General features: G+C 48.3%; 4 protein-coding genes. All 4 read right to left on the bottom strand.

Going from position 1 to position 3,520, the window contains the following annotated elements; translation table 11 throughout:
- The coding region (locus D6694_07970; protein ID RMH42445.1) for a hypothetical protein at positions 1 to 1,041 on the bottom strand (1,041 nt) is incomplete at its 3' end.
- A 241-nt stretch (positions 1,042 to 1,282) separates the two neighbouring features.
- On the bottom strand, positions 1,283 to 2,050 hold the full coding sequence (locus D6694_07965) for a hypothetical protein (GenBank protein ID RMH42444.1): 768 nt from the start codon (positions 2,048 to 2,050) through the stop codon (positions 1,283 to 1,285).
- A gap of 103 nt (positions 2,051 to 2,153) precedes the next feature.
- Entirely contained in the window at positions 2,154 to 2,342 is a 189-nt protein-coding gene (locus D6694_07960) for a hypothetical protein (protein RMH42443.1), read from the bottom strand.
- Positions 2,343 to 3,009: 667 nt separating this feature from the next.
- Positions 3,010 to 3,520, bottom strand: a 511-nt coding sequence (locus D6694_07955; GenBank protein RMH42442.1) for an ADP-ribosylglycohydrolase family protein, incomplete at its 5' end; no start/stop codon positions are given.

The raw sequence follows: 3,520 nt of genomic DNA, 5'->3' as shown, positions 1-3,520 counted from the left end.
GCGATCAGGTGAGATGCCTGTTGTCACTAACAGCCAGCAGAAGCAAAACAGTGTTCGATCAGTTTGGATCAGCTGGCCGAGAAACCATGCCAGAACGGGAATGTGCAGGCAGTTAGGGTCTGTGATGGCTCGGACATTCCGGGCCGCGATGGATTGTAAACGCGTTCTAAGCTGTCGGCGGTCGTCGGAGCGAGAAAGCCGCGAGCCAGACCGGGGAGATTCCCGCTGTACGGTTTTGGCCACCCCAGATTGTTGATCCCGCGGTTCCTCCTCATCCTCATCATCAGAGAACGAAACTGTAACCGATATGTTGTCCGGCATTCCGCTTTCTTGGGATCGGACTAGTTCTGTTATTCGACGGCCTCTTGTCTTGCCTTGAAAAGAGGAATGGCCACGATTTTTTTGCGGGACACCAATTTTCAGTTCGCCCGACAAGATTGCGAGACAAACCCGAGCTTTTGTAGTGGCAATCTTTTCTTGCTCGCAGGCTTCATTGGCGATTTCCGGAAATTGCCTCAAGATGAAATTAACAATCTTGTCCATAGTTGAGTCGCTTCCAGATAATACATCCCCATCAGCGAGCGACAGCAAAGTGTCTCGGAGCGCGAGCACATGAGAGTAATAAGTGGAGGGCGTGATTTTGTCGCTGTGGCCGAGAACTTCGTGGCACTTCCGTAGGAAGATCAGGCATAGCTTCCCAACCATGATTCCGTTTGCGTGATTGGCCGTGGAGAATTTCCACACCGCATAAAAGACCGGATATTCTCGTCCCAGCCCATGTGGTTTGGAGATGCTTCGGCGGGTTGGTTTTTCTAGATAGTGTGTTTTTTCCGAATGAATCAGCTCCTGAATAATATTCATCTGATCCATCCAGTATAAACCGCAACGGATCCATTTCTCATCCGGAGGAGGGAGAAGAAATGAGCAAAGCTTCTCCAACTCTTGCTGATCGCCAGCAGAGATTGGCATTTGTTGGGCTACGTTTGTTGCATTTCTAACCACGATGGTTGGGTGGATGGCTTTAGTTGCATTATTTGACATTCATAGCCCCCTGATTTGCTCCACGTGCTGCTGGAAGGAATCAAACACTTGCATCAGTTTATTTGGATGCTTCTGACACATGTCTGTTAGCCACCTGATACCTCTTTCAAACTCGTCATATCTAGGTGGTGGAAGAATCAATGCGCAAAGTTTTTCTATGGCCTTTTTTCTCCTTGCAGAGATGTTACTTGGGAAAAAAAATCAGCCCAATTTCATGCGCGACTTCTGGTGAATTGGTTCATTATTTTTCATTGGATGCACCTTCCTTGCTGGCCAATTTGTTCTGAATCCTTTGCCAGGTTGCCTCTAGGTCGTTGTTTTCTAGGCACTGATGGATAAGCCATTCAACCCTTCGAGCAAGTTGGCTGTCAGGAGCATTTAATATCAAGTCTCTGAATTTTGGTATATCTCGATCCTTTGCAAATCGATCCCAGATCTGCTCGGCCAGATAAAAATTTTCGTGATTCTTCGAAATTACCTTATCTAATTTACTGTTTTTTGTGGATATCGTTCGTTCGGGAGATTTGGCATAGAAGTTCTGCCCAAGAATCTTTCGAAGCGCCTGCATGTTTGGCGGGTATCCAAATGCGCGCTCAAAAGCTTCTTTGGTATGGTTATTGTATTTACATTTATCCCAGATTTCCCTTCGTTTAATGAATGTATGATTGCTATAAATGGTGAATATCAAATCCTTTATGATCATAATTATTTCCTGCTTTAAGGTTTGAGGCAAAAGGGTGCAAATGATATGGCTAGCAGAGGTCCCGTTTATCCTGGGTTCCCATATGGCGGCAGGTGGCAATAATTCATATCGAGCATCGCTGGTCTTGATAGCGATGGGAGCGGGGAACACTTGAATGAAACGCATCTTGTTGCTGCTAGTAAGATTGAATGTATTTGCTCCAATAATTTTGGAACATGGAATAGCAACAATGTCACAGTCTTCAATAACTAGCCTGGGCGCAACTTGAAAAATAACACTATCAAATAGCAATCTCTCCTCATTCATTTAACTGAACTCCAAAATTTCGATTTCCGAAATTAGCAGATGGATAAGAAATGCTTAGAACCGACGCCATTGATATGGCATAGGATCGCTTGCTGGATGGCAATCAAATGCCATCTAGAGAGACAAATTGCTCGGACATTGCTTCGAGCATTTGTAATATCGAGCCGACATCGAGTGTGTCGGTTGGTGGCCGATCCGGCGGCACCCAAAATGGGGTATTGCCGAATAGGCTGGCTGATGACCGGATGTCCGATGGGCCATCCAGGGAAACGACTGGACAGCGCAGGTCCATCGTTTCTCTTCTTCGATCGCAGCAGCGCATTCGGCGCTGCTGCGTCTTCTTGCAGTCAAAAGCCTGACGACTTTGTCAGCCCCAGGCCCAAGTGCTCACCTATGGTGGTCACTTCAGTGGAGCGCAATTCCGAGGGAACCCGCGCCACCCATCATTGACCCATAATGGGTCGATAAACTTTGTTCTGGTTGGGGCGACCCATGACCAAACCAGTTGCGATGCATTTCTGCGCTTTGCATCGCATATTCACATGTGTATACAGGCATTTTCTTCACCGGCCGAAATGGGTCTTCGGGTCGGTGCTGATGCTGTGTCGCATCCTGCCATGTATTTATCCCATTAAATCTCTCTTTCGGTCTAATGGGTGGGATAAATTAATCATTCCATCCAGTATCGGATGGCAAGAGTTTAACTATAGCAACATTGTGTGTCAACAGAAAAGTTTGGAAGGCAAATTCTATAAGCCAAAAAATATAGCTATAACACATTGAGATATATACCAAAAGGTATATTCACCATTTTTCATGGTATCATAATAGCACAAGAAACATCAATATATAATAAGAATAATAAATATATGAAATAAACGTATGCCGTCGAGCGATACTGTTCTAGGTCATTCACGGCCCAGGTGAGGCGGGTAGTGCTGCAAAGGCTGAGGATCGATTTAGCCTCCATACATTTCATCCAGCACGTCGAGTATTTCAGCTGGCAGCAGACGTTGGGTCTTGGAGGCAATGGATTCGGGCACGCCGAACCGAGCCTCGGCCACCGCGCCCGCGATCGCCGCCAGCGTATCCGCATCACCACCCAGCGAGACGGCATTGCGCACCGCATCCTCGAAACCCTCAGCTTCCAGTGCGCAGATCAGCGCCTCCGGTACCGTGCGCTGGCAGGTTTCGTCAAACCGGTAGCCGGGGCGGATTTCATCCACCGAGCGACCCATGTCGTAACCGAATCGCTGTGCAATCTCGTTGCTGATGGCCTCTGCGTTCGCTCCCTGCCGGGCCAGCACGATCGCGGTCACCGTCGCACGCGCCCTCTTCAACCCTTCCGGATGATTGTGCGTCACCTGAGTGACCCGGTCGCTCATGGCCCAGGCTTCTTCCAGGGATTTGGCAAGAAAGCCAGCCGGAGATACCCGCATCGCCGCGCCATTGCCGAAGCTCCCATACGGC

This window comes from Gammaproteobacteria bacterium (assembly GCA_003696665.1).
Taxonomy (GTDB): domain Bacteria; phylum Pseudomonadota; class Gammaproteobacteria; order Enterobacterales.
Note: the sequence above shows the minus strand (reverse complement) of the source record. Positions and strands in the feature narration are given on the sequence as shown.